We start from the raw sequence: 18419 nt of genomic DNA on the forward strand, positions 1-18419 counted from the left end.
CGCGAACGCGGGCGAAGCCCGGGTGAAGCGGGTCACGACCGTTGAAGTAGGAGTGATCGCGAACGCGGGCGAAGCCCGGGTGAAGCGGGTCACGATCATCGAAGGAGTCTGACGTGTACGACATGCCTACCGAAATCGATGTCCAGGCCGACGGCGCGCTGCGCATCATCACCCTCAACCGGCCGGAGTCGCTCAACTCGGTCAACGACAACCTGCACGTCGGGCTCGCGCGGCTGTGGCAGCGGTTGACCGACGACCCCACCGCCCGCGCCGCGGTCATCACCGGCGCCGGCAGGGCATTCTCGGCCGGCGGCGATTTCACGTACCTGGAAGAGCTGGCGAACGACGCCGAGCTGCGCGCGAAAACCATCCGGGACGGGCGCGAGATCGTGCTGGGCATGGCACGGTGTCGAATTCCCGTGGTGGCGGCCGTCAATGGCCCCGCCGTCGGGCTGGGCTGCAGCCTGGTCGCGCTCAGCGACATCGTGTACATCGCCGAGGATGCCTATCTGGCCGACCCGCACGTGCAGGTGGGGCTGGTGGCCGCCGACGGCGGCCCGCTGACCTGGCCGCTGCACATCAGCCTGCTGCTGGCCAAGGAGTTCGCGCTGACCGGAACACGCATCAAGGCGCCGCGCGCCGTCGAACTCGGACTGGCCAACCACGTGGTGGCCGACCCGGTCTCGGAGGCGATCGCCTGTGCGAAAAAGATTCTGGAACTGCCCCAGCAGGCGGTGGAGAGCACCAAGCGGGTGCTCAACATCCACCTGGAGCGCGCCGTGCTGGCCAGCCTGGACTACGCGCTATCGGCCGAGAGCCAGTCCTTTGTCACCGAGGACTTCCGGGCCAACGTCGCGAAATTCAACGCGGCCAAGAAAAACTGAGGCTATCGGCCCGCGGTGGCCTCAGGCGTCGTGGCGGCGCAGGAAGTCACGCATCACCGCGTCGAACTTGTCCGGCTCTTCGATGAACGGCATGTGGGCGCTCGACTCGAACAGCTCGAACCGGGATCCCGCTATGCGCTGGTGCATCGCAAACATGTGTTCCGGCGCGCATTCGTCGTAGCGGCCCGCGAGCAGCATTGTGGGCGAGGAGATTTCGGGCAGGCGCTCGAACACGTCCCAATCCCGGATCGTCCCGACGATGTGAAAATCGCTGGGGCCGAACATCGTCTCGAAGATTTCCGCACCCATGCCTCTGAACGCGTCCTCGAGCTCACGTGGCCAGGGTCGCACCCGGCAAAGGTAGGTTTCGTTCCAGGTGCGTATCGCGGCCTGGTATTCGGGCGCATAGGTGGTGCCGGCGGCTTCATGCCGGTCGATGGCCGCCTGGGTGGCCGGATCCAGCTCGGACTTCAAGCGCGCCACCATCTTCGCGAACTCCGGAATGGACGCGATGCTGTTCGAGATGGTGAGGCTGGCGACGCCCGAGGGGGTCGCGTCGAGCATGTACTGCTGGGCCAGCATCCCACCCCAGGAATTGCCGAAAAGATGGAAACGGTGCAACCCCAGAGCCCGCACTACGGCGTCCACCTCGGCCACCGAGCGATCCATTGTCCAAAGCTTGTGGTTTGGCAGGCATTTGGATTTCCCGCAACCCAGCTGATCCCAGAAGATGACTTCGCGCTGCGTGGCCAAGCGTCCCAGCGACCGCAGGTAGCCGTGCGGTAGGCCGGGGCCGCCGTGTATGACGAGCAGCGGCAGACCCGCGCCGCCGCCGGTCCGTTCGAACCACACTTCGCCGCCCGGGACCGCGATCCTTCCCTCAACCATTTATCCACCATCGCAGACCTGCGCGCTTTCCGCAGGACCGCCGCTCACGCAGGCGGGCGCATCGGTGTAAACCTGCTGTATGAGCGGCGCGGCGTCCCTGGCAGGATCGTCACCGTGGCAGCCAGCACGGCCGAGACCCACACAGGAGGAACGGCAATGACCAGCGTCGCAAACCCGATTCCACCGCAAGACTTTTCGGGAATCGTCGGGCACCGCTTTATCTACACCTACGCCAACGGATGGCAGTACGAGATGTACGTCAAGAACGCCACCACAATCGACTACCGCATCCACTCCGGGCATGTCGGTGGCCGCTGGGTCAAGGGCCAGGAGGTCAACCTCGTCCAGCTCGACGACGACAGTTTCAAGATCTCCTGGACCGAACCCACCGGAACCTGTGTGGCGGTCAACGTTCTGCCGTCCAAGCGGCGCATCCACGGCGTCATCTTCTTCCCCCAGTGGATCCGCGTGCACGGCGAGCGCACTGTCTGTTACCAGAACGAACACCTGGATGAGATGCGGGCCTACCGAGATCAAGGCCCGACCTACCCCATCTACGAAGTCCCCGAATTCGCCTACATCACCCTGTTCGAATACGTCGGTCCCGACGACGAGACCGTCATCGACACCGGCCCCGACCGCCTCCCGCCGGGATGGTCCGACCGCACCAACTGATCGGTCTTCGGCCGCTTGTTGCAACGCGTACTCTCGTGTTGAGAGAATGGTATTCTCGTGAATGTGCGGGTGGCTTTCACCGCCCGCACCCACCGGCCGAACTGGAGAAGACCCGTGCCTGAAGCCGTCATCGTGTCCGCCCTGCGCACCCCCATCGGCACCGCACGCAAGGGGACCCTGCGCGACACCAGCGCGTTCGATCTGGCGCACCACGTCGTCACCGAAGCGGCAACGGATCTCGACCCGGCGCAGGTCGACGACGTGATCCTGGGCGAAGGCCTCTACGGAGGCGGCGTGCTGGCGCGCCACGCGGCCATCACCGCGGGCCTGACCCAGGTGCCCGGCTTGGCCAACAATCGCCACTGCGCGGCGGGCCAGGCGGCCGTGCAGAGCGCGGCGGCGAGCGTGCGCGCGGGAATGGACGAGCTCGTGATCGCCGGCGGCGTGAATTCGGCGTCGACGTCGCCGCGGTCGCGGTTGCAGGTGGACGGCGACTGGGTCGACTGGTTTCCCCCCACCCACCCGGACCGCCCCGACGCGCCCAACATGGACATGTCGATCACCGTCGGCTGGAACGCCGCGGTCAAGGCCGGCGTGACCCGCGAGGAGATGGACGCCTGGGCGCTGCGCTCGCACCGCAACGCCATCGCCGCCATCGACGAAGGCCGTTTCAAAGAGGAGATCGTCCCCATCGACACCCCACACGGGTTGTTCTCGGTCGACGAACACCCACGACGCGACACCAGCATGGAGAAGTTGGCCGCGCTCAAGCCGCTGCACCCGGAAATCGAGGGCTTTTCCATCACCGCCGGCAACGCCTGCGGTGCCAACGACGGGGCCGCCGCGTTGACGATCGCCAGCGACCGGTTCGGGCTGCCGGCGCTGGCCACCATCCGGTCCTGGGCGTCGGTCGGCGTCGACCCGGCGGTCACCGGTTTGGCGCCGGTCGAGGCGATCCCGAAAGCTCTTGGCCGCGCTGGCCTTTCGGTCGCCGACGTGGACCTGTTTGAAATCAACGAGGCCTTCGCGGCGATGTGCGTGGCCACCATCAAGCTCCTCGAACTTGACCCCGAAAAGGTCAACGTCAGCGGCAGCGGCTGCTCGCTGGGGCATCCCGTCGCGGCGACCGGAGCCCGGATGCTCGTCACCCTGGTGCACGAATTGCGCCGCCGCGGCGGCGGGATCGGTGTCGCGGCGATGTGCGCGGGCGGCGGAATGGGCTCGGCGACGGTGATCGAGGTCGCGGCTCCATAATGCGTACATGATCATCGCTGAGCTGATCGACCGCGCGCGCAACGGATCTCCCCGCGCGGCGGGACGGCTGCTCAGCCTCGTCGAGGGGGAGCAGCGCGACGAGGTCCTGGCGGCGATCGGGCCCGCGCCCGAGCGCATGGGGCCCGTCATCGGCATCACCGGGCCGCCGGGCGCGGGCAAGTCGACGACGGTCGCCGCCCTGGTCGGCGCCTACCGCGCACGGGGTTGCCGGGTGGCGGTGCTGGCCGTGGACCCGTCGTCCCCGTTCAGCGGAGGAGCGCTCCTGGGGGATCGCATTCGAATGGCCGCGCATATCAACGACTCCGACGTCCTCATCCGCTCGGTGGCGACCCGGGGCCATCTCGGCGGGCTGGCGGCCGCGGTTCCGGCGGCCATCCGCCTGGTGGGGGCTATCGGCTACGACGTCGTCCTGCTCGAGACCGTCGGGGTGGGGCAGTCCGAGATCGAGATCGCCGCCGTCGCCGACCCGACCGTCGTCATTCTCAATCCCGGTGCGGGCGACGCCGTCCAGGCCGCCAAGGCCGGGGTGCTGGAGGTCGCCGACATCGTGGCGGTCAACAAGGCGGACCGGGACGGCGCCAAGCAGACGGTCCGAGACCTTCGGGCCGAGACCAGCGCCCCGATCGTTTCGCTGATCGCCGCCCAGGGTGAGGGCATCGACGAGCTCATGGGCGTCATCGAGGACCACCGCCGCACCGACAGCCGCGCCCGCCGGCTGGCCCGCGCCCGCGCACAGATCCTGTCGCTGGCCCAAACCCGGCTGCGGACCCAACCCGACCTCGACCGGCTCGCCGAGGCCGTCGTCGACGGCGACCAGGACCCCTACACGGCGGCCGACCGACTGCTCGCGCCCCGCACACCTCAGGCGGACTGACCACCCGTTTGTCCCCCGATCGGGGGAACGGGCATTCATCACCTTTGCGGACCGATCGGCGGAGGTATGCCGCGCACGACCGTCCTAGGTTGAGCGTCGAGCAGATCGCTTGAGACGGAGGAGGTCCGGCACATGACTTACACACCTGCGCTGCCGACAGTGTCTGGGCGCGACGACCGGCTGGAGCCGTATCGCCGGATGTGGGTCTTGCGGCTGCTCGACATGGCGCTGGAAGAGGCACGCGGCGACGGCCTGGTCGACGAGGCAGTGCGGATGGAATTCGGGCAAGAGGCGGTGGCCGTCGGCACGGTTGCGGCGCTTCGCCCCGGTGACATCGTCAATGCCACCGCGCCGCATATCCGGCACGCCCAGCACGTCGGCCTGGCCCTGCCACTGGGTCCGGTCATCGCCGAGACGATCGGCAAAGCCCGCGGCGCGTCGCGCAAACCCGGCGTTGCCGATTGGAAGCAAGCGCTGGCCAACGAAAGCGTTCTGGGGCAGTCGACCCTGTTCGCCCTCGGCGACGCCAATGCGCAGCGGATGACGGGCGAAGGCAAGGTCACGCTGTGTGTCGTCGGCGGTCGTGACGCGCACTCCGTCGAATTCACCACGGCCGCAAAGATCACCGTGACCTGGCGGCTGCCGGTGGTGTTCGTCGTGGAGAACATCCGTGGCGGGCCCGACGCGCGCCGGCGCGCCTATGAGACCGACGCGATGCCCATGCTGTCGGTCGACGGCAGGGACGTCGCCGCCGTGAGCGCCTCGGTCGCCGAAGCGGTGCAACGGGCGAGCGCCGGCGGCGGGCCCACCCTCGTCGAGGCGATCACCTACCGGACCAACCACCCCGTGGCGATGGATCCGCTGGTGTTTGCGCGACGGCAGCTGATCGCCGAGGGCGTCGACGCCGACCGGCTCTACGAGGTGGAACGCGGCGCCCGCCACCTGGTGGCCGAGGCGATCGCGTCCGCAAAAGCGTTGGTGCGGGCCGAGGCTGAGCGGGCGCCAAACCCCTGGTCGGCGGCTAGTTGAGCAGACCTTGTCGCATTGCCTCGGCGACCGCGGCCGCGCGATCGCTGACGCCGAGCTTCTCGTAGAGGCGCTGCACATGCGTTTTGACCGTCGACGGGGCCACGTAGAGCTCGCCCGCGATCGTAGGGATGCTTTGACCGCGCGCGATTCGGTTGAGCACCTCGCGCTCTCGCGCACTCAGCACGGGTGCCGACGGTTCCGCGCGCTGGCGGATTTCCGCGGCGAGGCCGCCGACGAGGGCGGGGGCCACGACGTCGCGGCCCTGCGCGCAGTCGAGGACGGCTTTGACGATCTCGCCGCGCGTCGAGTCCTTCAGCACGAACCCGGCGGCCCCCTGCTGCAGCGCCTGGTACACGATCGCCGACTCGTCGTGCGCCGAGATCAGCAACACTCGGGTGGCCAAACCCTGGGTTCGCACTGCCGCCGCCACTTGCGCGCCGTCCATGCCCGGCATCCGGTAGTCGAGCAGCGCGACGTCGGGTTCGTGCACCTTGATCAATTCCAGTGCCGCAGAGCCGTCTTCCGCCTCGGCGACGACGTTGACCGAGCCGCTCGACGACAGCGCGCGCACCACGCCCTCACGAAAGAGCGGATGGTCATCGGCGACGACCACCCGCACCGTTTCGGGGGCAGTCGCGCCAACCATGGCCGACAGTGTAGCGGTTTGCCAAGCAACGGCGTTCGCCTTTTCTGTGTCGGCCGATGAGTCATTTTTCAGTTTGCCCCGAGGTGGCGTGCCTTGATGAGTACGGTGATCGGGTGGCAGGGGCCGGTGACGCGGAACTGGAACGGGTGCGCACGATTCATCAATTGCGCTCGTATCGAATCGGCTCGGTGCTTCGGATCGGTGTCGTGGGACTGATGGTCGCGGCCATGATCATCGGCACCGACCGGCACGAGTGGCCGCAAGAAAGCGTGCTGATCGTCCTGTACGCGTGCGTCGCGGCCTGCGCCGCGGCGTTGGCCTTCGCGCCTTTCCGGCGATGGATCGGGATGGGCCGTTTGGTCGCGATCGGGCGACTGGAGCCGTTCGCGTTCACCGTCATCGACATCGTCGCGCTGACGGTCTTTCAGCTGCTGTCCACCGACGGGGTCTACCCGCTGCTGATCATGGCCATGTTGCCGGTCCTGTTGGGGCTCGATGTCTCTTCGCGTCGCGCGGCGGTGGTGCTCATCTTCTCCATGCTCGGGTTCGCGATCGCCGTGCTGCAGGATCCGGTGATGACCAGCGCGGTCCGATTGCCGGAGGCGGGGTTTCGGTTCCTGCTCTATGCGTTCCTGTGCTGCGCGGCCTTCCTGGTGGTGCGGATCGAGGAGCGGCATACGCGCTCGGTGGCCGGGCTGAGCGCCTTACGGGAGGAACTGCTTGCCCAGACGATGACCGCATCGGACGAGGCGGCGCGCCGGATCTCGGAGTTCATTCACGACGGACCGCTGCAAGACATCCTGGCGGTGCGCCAAGAGCTGGACGAACTGGATACCGCATTCCCGGGCGATGAGCGCATCGTGCGGGCATCGGCCGGACTGCGGCAGGCCTCGGAACGACTGCGGCAGGCCACGTTTGAGCTCCATCCGGCGGTTCTCGAGCAGGTCGGGCTCGGCGCTGCGGTCCAGCAGCTTGCGGAGTTCACCGCCGAGCGTTCGGGCATCGAGATCGCCACGGACATCGACTATTCGGCGCGCAATGCCATCGATCCCGTGGTGTTCGCGATGGTGCGTGAGTTGCTGTCCAACGTCGTGCGACATTCCGCGGCCCGCAACGCGTCGGTCAGGCTCGGGATCACCGAGGGGACCTGCGTTTTGCATGTGGTCGACGACGGCGTCGGGTTCAGCCCCGAGACCGTCACACATCGTCTGGAGGAGGGGCACATCGGCCTGGCGTCACACCGTGCCAGGGTGGAGGCCGCCGGGGGAGCAACGGTCTTTTTCGATGTCCCGGTGGGCACGCACGTCTGCGTCGAAGTGCCGCTGAAGGACTGACGGCGCTCGCACCGTCGGGTCGAGCCGCTTCGTCGGTCACACCAGTCACGCGGGCACCAGTTTGGTTGGCATGAAATGTGTTTGGTTTGCGCTATCGCCGGCGCTATCACCGACGAGGCTCTCCTATTGATCCTTAGCCGCCATCGCTGATGAGCAGGCGGTAGCCGGCGTCGAGCTGTTGTTGTTCAAGGAGTTCCGCGTGTCGTCGTTGCCATCGTCTCGAGCGCAGGTCGGCCGCGAGCCGGCCCAGCCCGTCGGCCAAGGCGCCTTCATCGGCGTAGGCCAGCATCGAGATGCCGGCGCGGACGGTGGCGTCGAGGTAGGCCTCGGGCCGGCGCCAAAAGGCGGCGCCGAATCCGTCGGTGCAGTCATGCGGTATCGGTACGGTGTGCACCTGCGCGCCGCCCAACAGCTCCACCAGTCGTTCAATCGGTACGTACAGCGCCTTGTTGATGCGAGCGGCGTCGGGCAGATACTCACGCAGCAACCAGAAGTCGTCGATCACTGCTTGATCCCAGGTGAATATCACGATTCGGTGGCGGCTGACCCGGCGCAGCTCGGCGATCCCGGCGGAGAGATCGCCCCAATGATGCACGGTCAACAACGCCATTGCGGCGTCAACGCACTTGTCCCGCAGGGGCAATGCCTCCGCCACGGCCTGGACACACGGCGCCGAGCCGGGAGGGCGCTGGGCGATCATCACCATGCTGGGCTCGATCGCGGCGACGGTCTGGCCCGGCTCGTAGGAACCGGTGCCCGCCCCGACGTTGACGACGGTGCCCATCGTGGCGAGCGCGTCGCGCACCTGCGAAGCGATCCGCGGGTCGGGCCGGCGGGTGCTGCGATAGGTAGCACCGATCCTGTCGTAGGCCACCATCAGCTCAGGATGACGCAGGTAGGGCCGATTGCGCCAGCATCACCGTGGGTTACGTTGCGAATCGCGTGCCAAAAAGGATTGGTGTGTAGCGAGGCAAGCTGCCACGCTGGAAGGGCCTTCGAACGAAAGAGCCCCAATGACCGAGCCGTTAAGCATTACGGTGGTTGGCGACTTCGACAGTTCCTATGGTCCTCATATCGCGACCAACAGCGCGATAAGCCACTCAGCGACATTGCTGGGTCTGCACGCCTCGATTACATGGCTGGCAACCGAATCGCTTGAAGCCGACCTCCGGCCGATCGTTGCCGCCGATGCGCTGTGGTGTGCTCCCGGTAGTCCATACCGCAGTTTGCGCGGAGCCCTTGCTGCTTTACGTTTTGGGCGCGAAAACCGTGTGCCGACGCTAGGTACCTGTGGCGGATACCAGCACATCGTTCTTGAATTTGCCCGCAATGTCCTCGGCTTCAAAGATGCGGAGCACGCCGAATACGATCCGTACGGATCGGTGTTGTTCATCTCTTCATTGACGTGTTCCCTGGCGGGCCGAACCATGCCGCTCAACCTCCAGCCTGGGTCACTGGCTGCGCAGTGCTATGGGAAGCGACGGATTTATGAAAATTACTACTGCGACTTCGGATTGAATGAAACCTATCGACCAGCGCTGGAAGCAGCCGGATTGCGCGTCACCGGAGTCGACGACCACGAAGAAGCTCGCGTCCTGGAGTTATCGGACCACCCGTACTACATCGCCACGTTGTTCGTTCCGCAGAGTCGCTCCACCGTCGAGGAACCTCATCCGCTCGTGACACAACTGTTGTCCGCGGCCGCCCGTAAACGCGCCGCGCAGCATGGTCAGCGAGGAGCTGGGTACGACGAGCGAGCCCCCAGTAACGCCGAGCGTGGGGCCTATGATCGAACTCGCGGCGGCTTTCGTACCTAGAGCCACGCTCGGCGCCCAAAACACGCTATTTCAGGTCGACGGACTTTCCGGTCGCGGCCGCGTGACCCGCACGGTAGCCGAAAACCATTGCCGGACCCAGTGTTCCGCCCGCGCCCCCGTAGGCCCGCCCGGTCACTCCGCCCATGGCGTTGCCGGCGGCGAAAAGCCCCGGTATCGGCTCGCCACCGACGTGCAGGACGCGGGCGTCGTGATCGGTGCGCGGGCCGCCCTTGGTGCCCATCGCACCGATGCTCACCGGCACCGCGTAGTACGGGGCGGTGTCGATTGGGCCCAGCGTCTTGCCGGCCTGCGTCGTCGCGCTGTCGTCACCCCAGTAGCCGTCGTAGGCGCTGGAACCACGACCGAAGTCGGGGTCTTCACCGTCGGCCACGTGGCGGTTCCAGCTCTCGACGGTGCGAGCCAAACCGCCGGGGTCGATGCCGGTCTTGGCGGCCAACTCGGCCAGGTCCGCCGACTCGCAGAACCAATCCGGGACGGGCTGTCCCGGCTCCACACCAAGAAATCCGTAGCGCTGCAGGTGAATCGAATCGAACACCATCCATCCGCGATCGTTGACGTACCCGCCGCGAGGATCCAGATAGTGGAAGGCGCCGGCCATCGAGTTGTAGTCGCACGCTTCGTTGACGAAGCGCTGCCCCGCGGAATTGACGATGATGCTGCGCGGTCGCGTTCTTTCCAGACGCACGCTGCGGCTGCGTGGCTTGCCCTCGATGGTGTCGCCCGGGATCTGGACGATCGGCACCCACCACGCCTCGCCCATGTTGGCCAGGTCGGCCCCGTGAGCCATCGCCATGCGCAGCCCGTCGCCGGTGTTGTTGGGTGGAGAGACCGCGCCGTGCATGGGGCCGCGCAGAAAGGCTTGTGTCAGTGCCGGATCCCACTCGAAGCCGCCGGTGCCCAGGATGACCCCGCGTCGCGCGCGAACGCTGATCGTCCGTTCCGGCAGGGCGACGCGCACCCCGGTCACCTCTGGACCGTCGGTGATGAGCTCCTCGGCCCGCGCATTGGTATGGGGGGTCACGCCGGCGTCCAGCAGGCCCTTCAGCAGGCCCGCGATCAGCGCCGTGCCCGCGACACACAGATGGCCGGTCCGTTCGTCGGTCGCCGCGTGCAGGCGTGCCCTGGTCTCGGCATCGAAACCCACGTTGGACCAGTCGGCCGGGAAAGACGTGATCTGCGTTGCCCATTCGCCCAGCTGCGCGAGATCGAACGGCGCCGCGCTCAGCGATCGGCCGCCCGTCGGTTGTCCGCCCGGCAACTCCGGCCGATAGTCGGGGAAGCCGGTCGCGATCTCGAACTGCAGGCCGCTGTGCGCCTCGATGAAGTCGAGCATCGCCGGACCCGTGCGCACGAACGTCTCGACCAGCTCGTCGTCCATCGAGCCGAGCGACTGGGCGCGCAGGTATTGCAACGCGTCGGCGGGGGTCAATTCGCCGTCGGGAGAACGGTTATGGGCGGGGATCCACACGATGCCGCCCGACACGGCGGTGGTCCCGCCGACCGTCGCGGCCTTTTCGTAAACCTCCACCGACGCGCCCGCCACGACCGCGGTCAGTGCGGCGGTGAGCCCCGCGCCGCCACTGCCGAGCACGACGACGTCGACTTCGTGGTCCCATGACATGGACTGCTATCCCTTCAGCTCAGTGGCTAGCTCAGTAGCTCCGACAACTCCTTGGCGGCTTTGACGACCGCGTCTTTCCCGCGCATCACCACGTCTTCTCGGTGCGAGATGAGGTTGATGCATGTCGGTGGGGACGGCGCCGGGCGGCGCACCCCCACGGCCAGCCCGTAGGTATTCGGTTCGATCTCGCCGTAGGTCGTCACCCATCCGCGCTCGCGCGCCCGCGACACCAACTCCCGCTCGCCCGGGCGCGGTGGCATGCACGCGAGCAAGGCGATCCCGGCGGCGCCGCGGTCGAGCGGGTACCGACTGCCCTCGTGAAAGGAGAGCTGGTAGGCGACGTGGCTGGGCACGATGACTGCGATCGCCACCTGCTGGTCGCCCTCGGCGATGAGCAACGACACCGTCGTGCCGAGGTCGTCGGCCAGCGCGCGCAACGTCGGCAGACTCAGCTGGCGCACGTTGCGGTCGAACGACGCGCCTAGCACGGCGAGACCGGCCGCGGGGCGGTAGCGCCCGTCCTCACCCTTGGCCACCAGCCGAAACTCCGCCAGCGTCGTCAGCAACCGGTAGGCGATCGTGCGGTGCACCCCGACCTGATCGGCGAGCTGCTGCACGGTGAGCCCGGCGGGGGACTCGGCCACCATCTGCAACGCGGCGAGACCCCTGGCCAGGGTTTGCGACCCGGTACCGGAACCCGTCACAGCCTTGACAGACCTTCCCGCGAGAGCGAAGCTCTATATATAACGCACATCAGTGTGCGATATTAGCACACGAAGCGCGTCGAAAACGAGAACGAGATTTCCCCGATCTGGAGGCCGGACAGGACCGTGGCGGATTTCGAGAGCATCTGGAGCGATCTCCAGGGCGTCGCGTTTGAGCAGGGCTACCTCGACGCCGGAGGAATACGGACCCGCTACCTGCGAGCCGGGGACCCGGGCAAGCCGGTGCTGGTTCTGCTGCACGGATCCGGCGGTCACGCCGAGGCCTACGTGCGCAACCTGGCCGCCCATGCGGATCATTTCTGGACCTGGTCGATCGACATGCTGGGCCACGGCTACACCGACAAGCCGGGCCACCCACTGGAAGTCCACCACTACGTCGAGCACCTGATGGCCGTGCTGCGCACCATCGGTGTCGATCGCGCGTGCATCAGCGGCGAATCCCTCGGCGGTTGGGTGGCCGCGCGCGCCGCCGTCGACCACCCCGACGTGGTCGACCGCCTGGTGCTCAACACCGCCGGCGGTTCGCAGGCCGACCCCGCGGTGATGCAGCGGATCATCACCCTGTCCATGGCGGCCGCCGAGGATCCCACCTGGGAAACGGTGCAGGCGCGGATCAAATGGTTGATGGCCGACAAGTCCCAGGACTACGACGACCTGGTCGCCAGCCGCCAACGCGTCTATCGCCAACCGGGATTCGTCTCCGCGATGCGTGACATCATGGCGTTGCAGGATCCCGAGATTCGGGCACGCAACATCCTCGGTCCGGCCGAGTACGGCTCGATCATCGCCCCGACGCTGGTGCTGTGGACCAGCGACGACCCCACCGCCGACGTCAGCGAAGGCCGGCGCATCGCGTCGATGATCCCCGGCGCGCGCTTCGAGGTGATGCGCGGCTGCGGTCACTGGCCGCAGTACGAGGACGCCAAGACCTTCAACCGCCTCCATCTCGATTTCCTGCTGGGTCGCTGATGGCGACTCCGGGGCAAGAGACACCTGACACCGAGACCGACGTCCTCGTCGTCGGGGCGGGCCCGGTCGGGCTGACTCTGGCCAACATCCTTGGCCTGCAAGGGATTCGCACGGTGGTGGTCGAAGAGCGGGACACCCTCATCGACTACCCGCGCGGGGTCGGTCTCGACGACGAGGCGCTGCGCACCTTCCAGTCGATCGGCCTTGCCGACCGGGTGCTGCCGCACACGGTGCCCAACCAGATCCTTCGCTTCATGGACGCCAAGCGCCGCGTGCTTGCCGAAATGGCCCCGCCCGACGCGCGTTTCGGTTGGCCGAAGCGAAATGGGTTCGTGCAACCGCTCGTCGATGCCGAGCTGCTGGCCGGCCTGGACCGATTCGACCACGTCCAGGTGCGGTGGGGCAGCCCGATGGCGGGCTGCCGGGAAGACGCCGACGGGGTCACCGTCGAGCTCGGCGGCGGCGTCGAGAACAACGGCGACACAACGAGACTGCGGGCACGGTACGTCGTCGGGTGCGACGGCGGGCGCAGCATGACCCGCCGCGTGATGGGGGTGTCGTTCGACGGGACGACGTCCTCGACGCGGTGGCTGGTGGTCGACATCGCCAACGACCCACTCGGGCACCCGAACAGCGAGGTCGGCGCCGACCCCGAGCGCCCGTACGCCTCGATCTCGATCGCCCACGGTATTCGCCGCTTCGAGTTCATGATTCACGCCGACGAGACCGACGAACAGGCGGAAGACCCGGCCTTCCTGCAGCAGATGCTGGCCCGGATGGTGCCCCACCCCGACCGGGTCGACGTGATCCGGCGCCGGGTCTACACGCACCACTCGCGGATCGCCGGCGCGTTTCGCCGGGGCCGGCTGCTGCTGGCCGGCGACGCCGCGCACCTGATGCCGGTGTGGCAGGGGCAGGGCTACAACAGCGGGATTCGCGACGCCGCCAACCTGGGCTGGAAGCTCGCGGCGGTGGTAAGCGGCCGCGCCGACGACAAGCTGCTGGACACCTACGACGTGGAGCGCCGCAAGCATGCGCGCGCGATGATCGACCTGTCCACCATGGTGGGCCGCGTGATCTCGCCGACCAACCGGCGGGTGGCCGGCGCGCGCGACCTGCTCGTGAGGTCGGCGTCAATCGTGCCGTCGCTCAAGCGATATGTGCTGGAAATGCGGTTCAAGCCCATGCCGCGCTACGAGCACGGCGCCGTCGTGCACGCCGAGCCCGGCCGCAGCGATTCGCCGGTTGGGACGCTGTTCATCCAGCCGCGAGTCGACACCAGAGACCGACAGGATGTGCTGCTCGACGACGTGCTGGGCACCTGGTTCGCGGTGCTGTGCTGGAACAACAACCCCCGCACGCTCCTCGGCGAAGCCGCCTTCGCAAGCTGGAAAGCCTTGGGCGCGCGCTTCTTTGCGCTGCGGCCGGTGACACAGTTGCACTGGACCGGGCACGACGATCCCGACGTCGTGATCGTCGGCGATCGCCGTGGTGACCTCAAAGCGTGGTTCGACACCCATTCCGATTCGGTGTTGTTCCTGCGCCCCGACCGATGCGTCGCGGGCGCCTGCATCGCTCAGCGCACCCCCGACCTGAGCGCCGCGCTGCTTGACGCGCTGACCCTGACGCCGCAAGGGGGTGATTTGCAAAGTGGCACTGGCTCTGTGCTGTATGTCGCACAGCCCGCTCCTGAGTCTTCCGGGGCCGTCGCGGGACCTGCTTGACGACATCGAGGGCGCGATCGCCGAGGCGCGAGGATTTGTCGAGGATTTCGATCCCGAACTCGTCGTCACCTTTTCCCCGGATCACTACAACGGGTTCTTCTACAAGGTGATGCCGCCGTTCTGTATTGGCATGAGCGCCACCGGAGTCGGGGACTACGGCACCCACGCCGGCCCACTGGACGTGCCGGAGGACCTCGCCGGCGACTGCGCAAAGGCCATCCTCGACGCGGGTGTCGACATCGCGGTGTCGGCCAGCATGGACGTGGATCACGGCACGGTCCAGCCGCTCGAAAAGCTGTTCGGCGACGCCACCTCGCGTCCCGTGATCCCGATCTTCGTCAACGCGATCGGGGTGCCGCTAGGCCCGATGCGCCGTTGCCGAGCGCTCGGCGCCGCCGTCGGTGGCTATCTCGCCACCCTGGACAAGCGCGTCCTGGTGCTGGGCTCGGGTGGGCTCTCCCACAGTCCGCCCGTGCCGACGCTGGCCACCGCGGGCGCACCCGTGCTGGAGCGCATCGTGCACGGGCGGCCGATGACCTCCGAGCAGCGCCAGGCCCGGCAGGCGGCCGTCATCGATGCGGCTAAGAGCTTCGCCGCCGGCGACAGTGACCTGCAGCCCCTCAACCCGGCGTGGGACCACCGATTCCTGGAGATCATCGACGGCGGATGGCTCAGCGACCTGGATGAGTGGTCGAACGCGTTCGTGGCCCACGAGGGCGGCAGCTCCGCGCAGGAAATCCGCACATGGGTGGCGGCGTTCGCGGCGCTTCAGGCTGCGGGACCATACGAAACCACGGGACGCTATTACAAACCGGCCCCCGAGCTGATCGCCGGTTTCGCCATCAGAACGGCACTTCCGAAATGACGGACGCAGTGGACGAATTCGATCACGTTGTCGACGTACTCATCGTCGGGTCGGGCGGGGGAGGCATGACGGCCGCCCTGACCGCCCAGGCCTCCGGGCTCGACGCCCTGGTGGTCGAAAAGTCCTCCCACTTCGGCGGTTCGACCGCGTTGTCGGGCGGCGGCATCTGGGTTCCGGGCGCGCCCGCCCAGCGCAGGGAGGGTTACGCGCCCGAGCCCGAGGGCGTGGTGGGATACCTCAAGCTGATCACCGACGGCCTGGTCAGCGAGGCGCGCATTCGCCAATACGTCGAGACGGCACCGCAGATGCTCCAATTCCTGGAGCAACTGTCCGGCTGGTTCGAATTCGTCTGGAAGCCCGGGTATGCCGACTACTACCCCGAGCTCCCGGGCGGCTCCGAACTCGGCAGCACCATCAACGTGCCGCCGATCGACCTGCGCAAGCTGGGCGACGACGAGCAGCGGCTGCTTCAGCCGCTGGCGCTGGCGCCCAGAGGAATCTGGTTGGGCCCCAAGGAGTTGCGCACCTTCTACCGGATCCGCCAATCCTGGGCCGGCAAAGCCGTGTTGCTCAAGCTGATCGCGAGGATGGTGAGGGCGAGGGTGTTCGGCGAGCGGATGGCGGCGATCGGGCAGTCACTGGCGGCCCGGCTCCGGCTGGCGCTGAGGGAACGCGGCATCCCGCTGTGGCTGGACTCCCCGATGGTCGGGCTGCTCACCGACGCCGACGGAGCGGTGACCGGCGCGGTGGTGGAAACCGGCGGCAAGTCAAAGCGGATCGGGGCGCGGCTGGGTGTGATCCTGGCGTCGGGTGGGTTCGACCACGACCTCGGCTTGCGCAAGGAGCTGCTGCCCGAGGTGGACCAGGACTGGAGCTTCGGCAACCCGGCGGCGATGGGCGACGGTATCCGCGCGGCGCAAAAGGTCGGCGCCGCCACGGACCTGCTCGACGAAGCCTGGTGGTTCCCTGCGATCCAATGGCCGGACGGCCGCATGCAATTCATGCTCAACGAACGGATGATGCCCGCGCAGTTCATCGTCAACGGCGCCGGCAAACGGTTCATCAACGAAGCGGCCCCGTACATGGATTTCGGCCACGCCATGATCGAGGGCCAGAGATCCGGCGTCACCCATATCCCGTGCTGGCTGATCACCGACCACCGATCGTTCAACCGCTACGTCGTCGGCGGACACCTGCCGATACCCAAGATCCCATTCGCGCCCGTACCGACGGGGCGCAAGATTCCTCCGGCCTGGCTGGAATCGGGTGTGGTGAAGCAGGCCATGACGTGGGAAGAAATGGCGGCCAAGATCGGCGTGCCCGCGGGCCAGCTCGCCGAAACCGCCGGGCGCTTCAACGAACTCGCCCGCAACGGCCACGACGACGACTTCAACCGCGGCGACAGCGTGTACGACAACTACTACGGCGATCACACGTTGCCCAACCCGAACTTGCATCCGCTGGGCGATCCGCCGTACTACGCGTTCCGGATCGTCCTCGGTGACCTCGGGACTTCCGGCGGCCTGCGCACCGACGAGCACGCCCGCGTCCTGCGGACCGATGACACCGTGGTGCCCGGGCTCTACGCGGTGGGCAACGCCTCCGCGCCGGTGATGGGCCGCAGCTACGCCGGCGCCGGCGCGACCATCGGCCCCGCGATGACCTTCGGCTATGTCGCGGCGAAACACGTTGCGGCACAGGCAGCCAATCGAGCCGTTAATACTCATAGGAGGTAGCAATGAAAATCTCGCTGTTCTACGAATTCGCCCTGCCGCGGCCCTGGGCGCCCGACGACGAGCACATCATGATGCAGGACTGCCTCGACGAGGTCGAGGCCGCCGACAAGGCGGGCTTCTCCACCGTGTGGCTGACCGAGCACCACTTCCTCGAGGAGTACTGTCACTCGACGGCACCGGAGATCTTCTTGGCCGCGGCCAGCCAGCGCACCAAGAACATTCGCCTCGGCTTCGGCATCATGCACCTGCCGCCCGTGGTCAACCACCCCGCCCGGGTCGCCGAGCGCATCGCCACCCTCGACCTGCTCTCCAACGGCCGCGTCGAGTTCGGCACCGGGGAATCGTCGTCGGTCGGCGAACTCGGCGGATTCAACATCGACCCCGCCGACAAGCGCGCCCAGTGGGAGGAGGCCCTCGAGGTCTCGATCCGCTGCATGATCGAGGAGCCGTTCACCGGCTTCCACGGCGAGCACGTCCAGATGCCGGCGCGCAACGTCGTGCCCAAGCCGTTGCAAAAGCCGCATCCGCCGGTCTGGGTCGCCTGTACACGCCCGGCCAGCGTGCAGATGGCGGCCCAAAAGGCCATCGGCGCCTTGAGTTTCGCCTACACCGGGCCCGGCCCGCTGACCGAGCGGGTCAACGGCTACTACAAGGAATTCGAAGAGAACGGCGTCCCGGTGACCCCGCGGATCAACCCGAACATCCTCGCCATCGGCGGTGACCTGTCGATGATGGTGGCCAAGACCGACGAGCAGGCGCTGCAGCGGCTCGGGCAGGGCGGCGGGTTCTTCTCGTTCGGCATCATGCACTACTACATGACCGGGGTGCACACACCCGGGCGGACCGGAGTGTGGCAGCGGTATCTCGAAGAGGTCGACAAGGATCCGACGCTGGCATACGGGCCGGGCCGCGGCGCGATCGGGTCTCCCGCCACGGTGCGCGAATTCCTGCGCGGCTACGAAGAAAGCGGCGTCGACGAGATCATCCTGCTGCTCAACCCGCGCAGCCACGAGGGCACCATGGAATCCATCGAGTTGATGGGCAAGGAGGTGCTCCCCGAATTCATCGAGCGGGACGCGAAGGCCGTGGCGGAAAAGGCGAAGCGGCTCGAGCCCGTCATCGAAAAGGTGGAGGCGCGTCGGCCGAAATCGACCGCACCGCAGTTCGATGAGGATTACTCGTTCGGTGGACTGCCCACCGGCCGCGGCGGTAAGTTCACCGCCAGCGAGATCCCCGAAGCCATGGCGGAGATCAACGAAGGCCGCGTGCAGGCGGCGCAGCGGGCGAAGGACCAGCAGAAGAAGTAGAGCCTGAGTTCTACCAGGATGTCGGGGCG

17 protein-coding genes are annotated in these 18419 nt (G+C 67.3%); 12 read left to right on the forward strand and 5 right to left on the reverse strand.

Annotation, left to right across the window (positions count from 1 at the left end; translation table 11 throughout):
- The first annotated feature begins 113 nt into the window (after positions 1-113).
- Positions 114-884, forward strand: a complete 771-nt coding sequence (locus tag K883_RS12615) for an enoyl-CoA hydratase/isomerase family protein (protein WP_008253578.1) — start codon at positions 114-116, stop codon at positions 882-884.
- A gap of 21 nt (positions 885-905) precedes the next feature.
- On the opposite strand, the gene K883_RS12620 is transcribed toward K883_RS12615, so the two are convergent.
- A complete protein-coding gene (locus K883_RS12620; RefSeq protein WP_036454612.1) occupies positions 906-1772 on the reverse strand; it encodes a proline iminopeptidase-family hydrolase in 867 nt (288 codons plus the stop codon).
- 156 nt (positions 1773-1928) lie between these two features.
- Here K883_RS12620 and K883_RS12625 point away from each other — a divergent pair, with 156 nt between their 5' ends.
- From K883_RS12625 to K883_RS12640, 4 genes are all read left to right on the forward strand, one after another.
- On the forward strand, positions 1929-2447 hold the full coding sequence (locus tag K883_RS12625; protein WP_014710963.1) for a phenolic acid decarboxylase: 519 nt from the start codon (positions 1929-1931) through the stop codon (positions 2445-2447).
- Positions 2448-2561: 114 nt separating this feature from the next.
- A complete protein-coding gene (locus K883_RS12630; protein ID WP_036454614.1) occupies positions 2562-3701 on the forward strand; it encodes a thiolase family protein in 1140 nt (379 codons plus the stop codon).
- Positions 3702-3708: 7 nt separating this feature from the next.
- Positions 3709-4596 carry a methylmalonyl Co-A mutase-associated GTPase MeaB gene (gene meaB / locus K883_RS12635; protein ID WP_014710965.1) on the forward strand — a complete coding sequence of 296 codons (888 nt, stop codon included), beginning with the start codon at positions 3709-3711 and terminating at the stop codon, positions 4594-4596.
- Between the two features lie 132 nt (positions 4597-4728).
- Complete coding sequence (locus K883_RS12640) at positions 4729-5625, forward strand: thiamine pyrophosphate-dependent enzyme (protein ID WP_065508446.1); 897 nt, start codon at positions 4729-4731, stop codon at positions 5623-5625.
- On the opposite strand, the gene K883_RS12645 is transcribed toward K883_RS12640, so the two are convergent.
- Positions 5618-6271 carry a response regulator gene (locus K883_RS12645; protein ID WP_009954400.1) on the reverse strand — a complete coding sequence of 218 codons (654 nt, stop codon included), beginning with the start codon at positions 6269-6271 and terminating at the stop codon, positions 5618-5620. The genes K883_RS12640 and K883_RS12645 overlap by 8 nt on opposite strands.
- A 113-nt stretch (positions 6272-6384) precedes the next feature.
- Here K883_RS12645 and K883_RS12650 point away from each other — a divergent pair, with 113 nt between their 5' ends.
- Complete coding sequence (locus K883_RS12650) at positions 6385-7605, forward strand: sensor histidine kinase (protein WP_036454618.1); 1221 nt, start codon at positions 6385-6387, stop codon at positions 7603-7605.
- A 133-nt stretch (positions 7606-7738) separates the two neighbouring features.
- Here the strand turns inward: K883_RS12650 and K883_RS12655 are convergent, their stop codons facing one another.
- Entirely contained in the window at positions 7739-8482 is a 744-nt protein-coding gene (locus K883_RS12655; RefSeq protein WP_020821597.1) for a class I SAM-dependent methyltransferase, read from the reverse strand.
- A 136-nt stretch (positions 8483-8618) separates the two neighbouring features.
- Here K883_RS12655 and K883_RS26765 point away from each other — a divergent pair, with 136 nt between their 5' ends.
- Positions 8619-9422 carry a CTP synthase C-terminal region-related (seleno)protein gene (locus tag K883_RS26765; protein ID WP_020821598.1) on the forward strand — a complete coding sequence of 268 codons (804 nt, stop codon included), beginning with the start codon at positions 8619-8621 and terminating at the stop codon, positions 9420-9422.
- Positions 9423-9447: 25 nt separating this feature from the next.
- On the opposite strand, the gene K883_RS12660 is transcribed toward K883_RS26765, so the two are convergent.
- The gene (locus tag K883_RS12660; protein ID WP_020821599.1) at positions 9448-11064 is read right to left on the reverse strand and encodes an FAD-dependent oxidoreductase; all 1617 of its coding nucleotides are present in this window, start codon (positions 11062-11064) and stop codon (positions 9448-9450) included.
- A 26-nt stretch (positions 11065-11090) separates the two neighbouring features.
- Positions 11091-11768, reverse strand: a complete 678-nt coding sequence (locus tag K883_RS12665) for an IclR family transcriptional regulator (RefSeq protein WP_036454619.1) — start codon at positions 11766-11768, stop codon at positions 11091-11093.
- 126 nt (positions 11769-11894) lie between these two features.
- Between K883_RS12665 and K883_RS12670 the strand changes: the two genes are divergently transcribed.
- From K883_RS12670 to K883_RS12690, 5 genes are read left to right on the forward strand one after another with little or no spacing between them, the layout of a single operon-like run.
- Entirely contained in the window at positions 11895-12758 is an 864-nt protein-coding gene (locus K883_RS12670) for an alpha/beta fold hydrolase (protein WP_020821601.1), read from the forward strand.
- A complete protein-coding gene (locus K883_RS12675; RefSeq protein ID WP_020821602.1) occupies positions 12758-14482 on the forward strand; it encodes a bifunctional 3-(3-hydroxy-phenyl)propionate/3-hydroxycinnamic acid hydroxylase in 1725 nt (574 codons plus the stop codon). The genes K883_RS12670 and K883_RS12675 overlap by 1 nt, the downstream gene beginning before the upstream one ends.
- Entirely contained in the window at positions 14430-15347 is a 918-nt protein-coding gene (locus tag K883_RS12680; RefSeq protein ID WP_036454621.1) for a 3-carboxyethylcatechol 2,3-dioxygenase, read from the forward strand. Before K883_RS12675 ends, K883_RS12680 begins: the two co-directional genes overlap by 53 nt.
- 8 nt (positions 15348-15355) lie before the next feature.
- Positions 15356-17083, forward strand: a complete 1728-nt coding sequence (locus K883_RS12685) for an FAD-binding protein (RefSeq protein WP_020821604.1) — start codon at positions 15356-15358, stop codon at positions 17081-17083.
- Between the two features lie 2 nt (positions 17084-17085).
- A complete protein-coding gene (locus tag K883_RS12690; protein ID WP_008253613.1) occupies positions 17086-18390 on the forward strand; it encodes an LLM class flavin-dependent oxidoreductase in 1305 nt (434 codons plus the stop codon).
- Positions 18391-18419: the final 29 nt, after the last annotated feature.

The sequence above is a fragment of the Mycobacterium sp. TKK-01-0059 genome, assembly GCF_000709305.1.
In the GTDB taxonomy this organism is placed as follows: domain Bacteria; phylum Actinomycetota; class Actinomycetes; order Mycobacteriales; family Mycobacteriaceae; genus Mycobacterium; species Mycobacterium intracellulare.

Coding starts and splice junctions, on each gene's coding strand:
- K883_RS12625 (WP_014710963.1), top strand. CDS start 1,929: ATGACCAGCGTCGCAAACCCGATTCCACCGCAAGACTTTTCGGGAATC.
- K883_RS12640 (WP_065508446.1), top strand. CDS start 4,729: ATGACTTACACACCTGCGCTGCCGACAGTGTCTGGGCGCGACGACCGG.
- K883_RS12660 (WP_020821599.1), bottom strand. CDS start 11,064: ATGTCATGGGACCACGAAGTCGACGTCGTCGTGCTCGGCAGTGGCGGC.
- K883_RS12645 (WP_009954400.1), bottom strand. CDS start 6,271: ATGGTTGGCGCGACTGCCCCCGAAACGGTGCGGGTGGTCGTCGCCGAT.
- K883_RS12675 (WP_020821602.1), top strand. CDS start 12,758: ATGGCGACTCCGGGGCAAGAGACACCTGACACCGAGACCGACGTCCTC.
- K883_RS26765 (WP_020821598.1), top strand. CDS start 8,619: ATGACCGAGCCGTTAAGCATTACGGTGGTTGGCGACTTCGACAGTTCC.
- meaB (WP_014710965.1), top strand. CDS start 3,709: ATGATCATCGCTGAGCTGATCGACCGCGCGCGCAACGGATCTCCCCGC.
- K883_RS12680 (WP_036454621.1), top strand. CDS start 14,430: ATGTCGCACAGCCCGCTCCTGAGTCTTCCGGGGCCGTCGCGGGACCTG.
- K883_RS12690 (WP_008253613.1), top strand. CDS start 17,086: ATGAAAATCTCGCTGTTCTACGAATTCGCCCTGCCGCGGCCCTGGGCG.
- K883_RS12620 (WP_036454612.1), bottom strand. CDS start 1,772: ATGGTTGAGGGAAGGATCGCGGTCCCGGGCGGCGAAGTGTGGTTCGAA.
- K883_RS12655 (WP_020821597.1), bottom strand. CDS start 8,482: ATGGTGGCCTACGACAGGATCGGTGCTACCTATCGCAGCACCCGCCGG.